4 protein-coding genes and 1 pseudogene are annotated in these 3070 nt (G+C 59.2%); 1 reads left to right on the top strand and 4 read right to left on the bottom strand.

Going from position 1 to position 3070, the window contains the following annotated elements:
- Nucleotides 1–54: 54 nt before the first annotated feature.
- Entirely contained in the window at nt 55–366 is a 312-nt protein-coding gene (locus NKJ17_RS33695) for a hypothetical protein (protein ID WP_352509234.1), read from the top strand.
- 60 nt (nt 367–426) lie between these two features.
- Here the strand turns inward: NKJ17_RS33695 and NKJ17_RS33690 are convergent, their stop codons facing one another.
- The 4 genes and pseudogenes from NKJ17_RS33690 to NKJ17_RS33675 all read right to left on the bottom strand — a co-directional run.
- The gene (locus NKJ17_RS33690; protein ID WP_352509233.1) at nt 427–594 is read right to left on the bottom strand and encodes a Thivi_2564 family membrane protein; all 168 of its coding nucleotides are present in this window, start codon (nt 592–594) and stop codon (nt 427–429) included.
- Nucleotides 595–670: 76 nt separating this feature from the next.
- Nucleotides 671–1045: a hypothetical protein gene (locus tag NKJ17_RS33685; RefSeq protein ID WP_352509986.1), complete on the bottom strand. Its 375-nt coding sequence runs from the start codon at nt 1043–1045 to the stop codon at nt 671–673.
- Between the two features lie 988 nt (nt 1046–2033).
- Complete coding sequence (locus NKJ17_RS33680) at nt 2034–2606, bottom strand: DUF1003 domain-containing protein (protein ID WP_352509985.1); 573 nt, start codon at nt 2604–2606, stop codon at nt 2034–2036.
- Nucleotides 2607–2844: 238 nt separating this feature from the next.
- Nucleotides 2845–3070: pseudogene (locus NKJ17_RS33675) on the bottom strand (hypothetical protein); the annotation flags it as partial.

The raw sequence follows: 3070 nt of genomic DNA, 5'->3' as shown, positions 1-3070 counted from the left end.
CCCGCCCCGCTAATCGGTCCCGCCTACGGTCTGCCTGATATTTCGGTCGTGTAGATGGCCGGCTTCTACGACGACATGGCCGAAATGGTTACGGAACTGCTCCAGCCGGATGGCGAGGGCGGATTAGGGCAGGGAGAGGTCTTTCTGCGGAGAAAGCACAACCGGCGCTCTAGACCCATCGATGCCATGGATACCGGGCACTCCGACGGTGACAGATTATCCGCTCGAGGCCGCGAGACGCCGAGTCTCTCAGAAATACGTCGAGGGGGGACACTGATTGTGGCGACCGACAACCAGATCACGTTCGCGGTGCCGGCCATTGTCACCGCCATGACGGCATCATCGACGGCGCCGAGCTGGTCATGAAAGACCTGCGGCCCATCCCACCGGCAGGTACGCCGGTGGCGTATATCGCATTGTGGCGGCTTAAAATACCGCGAGGTATTTCAGCAATGAAACGATGCCGATGATGATCACGACAACTCGAGCGATCTGGCGGGTACGGCCGTCAAGCGGCAGCAGGTTAACGAGATACAATACCAGAACGATGACGAGGAAAGTGATCAGAATACTGATCAAAGGTGTGCCGGCCATTGCCCCTCACTGACATGAAAACTAGCCAGCAACACTGCGTTGCGTGGCCTGAAAGTTCCACATGCTAAAGCGCCTATCACCTCGCGAGCGATTCGAACAGCTTGTCTCGACCTATGAGCCGATGCTGCGCGCCGCGTTCATCGAGGCGATCGACGACATCCGCTCGAACATCGTCCTGCGCCGCATAGTTGAGCGCCTTGAGCGCGGCGACATCAACGGCGCGATCCAGGCGATGAACCTCGACGAGGCCGCGTTTCGGCCCCTGGAAGAGGCCCTCCGGCAGACCTTCAACGGCGGCGGCGTTGCCAGCGTCGAGCAGATGCCGGCGCTTCGCGATCCAAGCGGCTTTCCGGTCGTGCTGCGGCGCCAATCCGACCAGGACGGCACTGGAGGTGGTCGGGCGCATCAATCGGGTGACCGGCAGCAGAAAAGGCGGGGTGATCGGGCTCACCACAGTTCAGAGCGACTATGTTGCCCGAGCCCGCGATGAACTGCTCTCTGGCGAGCCCGACCAGTTGCGGGCCTATCTGACTCGGAAGCAACGCGACAAACGTTTCGACCGAACGATCACATCTGCGATCCGAGATGGTAAAGCAATCCCTACCAATCTGGTGGACCGGATCACCGCCCGATATTCCGACGGACTGCTGAAGCTCCGCGCCGACACGATCGGGCTGCACGAGACGTTTGCCGCACTTGGAGCATCCAAAGACACATCGCATTTGAGCAGGCGATCGCCAAGGGTGCGGTATGGCCCGATGCGATCACAAAGGGTTGGAAGCACACGCCGCAAGAACACCCTCGGGTTCAGCACGTCGCCATGCAAGGCCTGGCCGGAGCAGGCCTTGCCAGCGTGGTCTCATCGGCGCTGGACAATTCTCCGATCACATTCGAGGGGGTGACGGTGTTGACCCCCGGATGTGCCGCAGGGCGGCGTCCGATCTCCATATCCGATTGTCCAGAACTGGGTATGCGCGGCCACCGTGGAGCGCTTCGTTACCGACTCCCCCGGGACAGTCCACGTCCCCTCGACGTACACCCTTGACCGTCGCGCTTTGATCGAAGGGTACCCTCCGGAAGGTCGGGAAACCTATCAGCGTTCCGTCACGATCCCTTTGGCGGCCGCAGTGGGCAAGGCCCGCTACGATGCCCGTTTTCCTATGTCTGCAATCTGTGGCACAAGCTGACGAACCGCCATGGTTCGATCAAGCACCGTGCCACCAGGTCGGCGGCATGCACTTTAGGGAGCGACGCTTGGCTACATGGACGCAAAGAGATGAGAGAGAGCAGCGCACGACAGATGCTGCACGGTCATTAATCGATATTGAGCGCGCGGCCCGGCCTCCATCGAGGTGGATGTTGAATCAGCACAAAACGCAGCCGTCACATCACAATCGATTCATCGATCACAGGACGTGCTCTAGTAAGCGGCTAATTGCTCAGCCGAGCGTTGGCTGATCTCCTGCCTCCACGATCTTGTCGAGAACTGCTTCGGGCGCCACATCGCGCTTCAGTTCCTTCAATTCCTCGTCTGCTTCCGTCTGGATGTCTAAACGCTTGGCAATCTCCTCGACCATCTTGATCAGCTTGGTAGTCTCGTGTTCGTTGAGCAGGCTAACCTGGAGATCGAGATCAGCCCGCGCGTCATCTTCAGCGGCCATTCGGTTCTGGTTGATAAGCACAAAGGTGGAGAGAAATATTGCCTCCACGGACGCGAGCATGGCCAAGATGACTAAAGAAGGATCCCAAGCCTGAACGATCGGAGCGATACCAGTGTTAAAGGCGATCCAGCCGCCAAAGAAAACGAGATGGATGTAGACGAAGATCATGCTGCCGGCAAATCTGCTGATTGCGGCGGCGGCCCTTTCCTGAAGAGAAGCGGCTTTCGCCTCTCGCCTTCTACGCTCGACGAGAGCGTCAATGTTGCGGGCCAACGCCGGAGCTAGCCCTTCCGCGGCCGGCGTAGTCGGAGTGCCGCGAGCCATATTGTTCGAGGTGAGGCTGGGGTGCATAGGTCGCTCCTAATCTTTACACCTAACAATGCATTTTGAATTTTGCTCCTTGACCCCAAGGCGACGGCTAGATCGCATGTATCGACAGGTACTTTTTCGCGGGAGGTAGAGTCGAACGCGTAAACGCGGGCCTGACCTGATGCGTTATGATTGGCCCACTGGAGAAACTGGGCGCCGCATCCAAGCACCCATGGCCTGCATGAAGGTGTAGGGCCGGAGATTGCCGGCGTGGCATTTCTCAGCGCCGCCCCTGCCTTGTTATTGGGACCAGCCCTCGCTCTTCGCAGAAATCGCGGATCAGCGAGAAGCTGTGTCCCGTGTATAGATCATCGGGCAGCGCAACCTGGTAAGGCCACTCGCGGTCAATCTTGGCCCGCGAGGGCGACGGCTGCGCATCGGTCAGTGGTGAGCGCCGGATTTCTTGTTCTCTCTCAGGTAAATGTCGGTCTGGTGGCGCATCGCAT

Source organism: Mesorhizobium sp. M0208 (assembly GCF_040322015.1).
Classification (GTDB): Bacteria; Pseudomonadota; Alphaproteobacteria; order Rhizobiales; family Rhizobiaceae; genus Mesorhizobium.
Note: the sequence above shows the minus strand (reverse complement) of the source record. Positions and strands in the feature narration are given on the sequence as shown.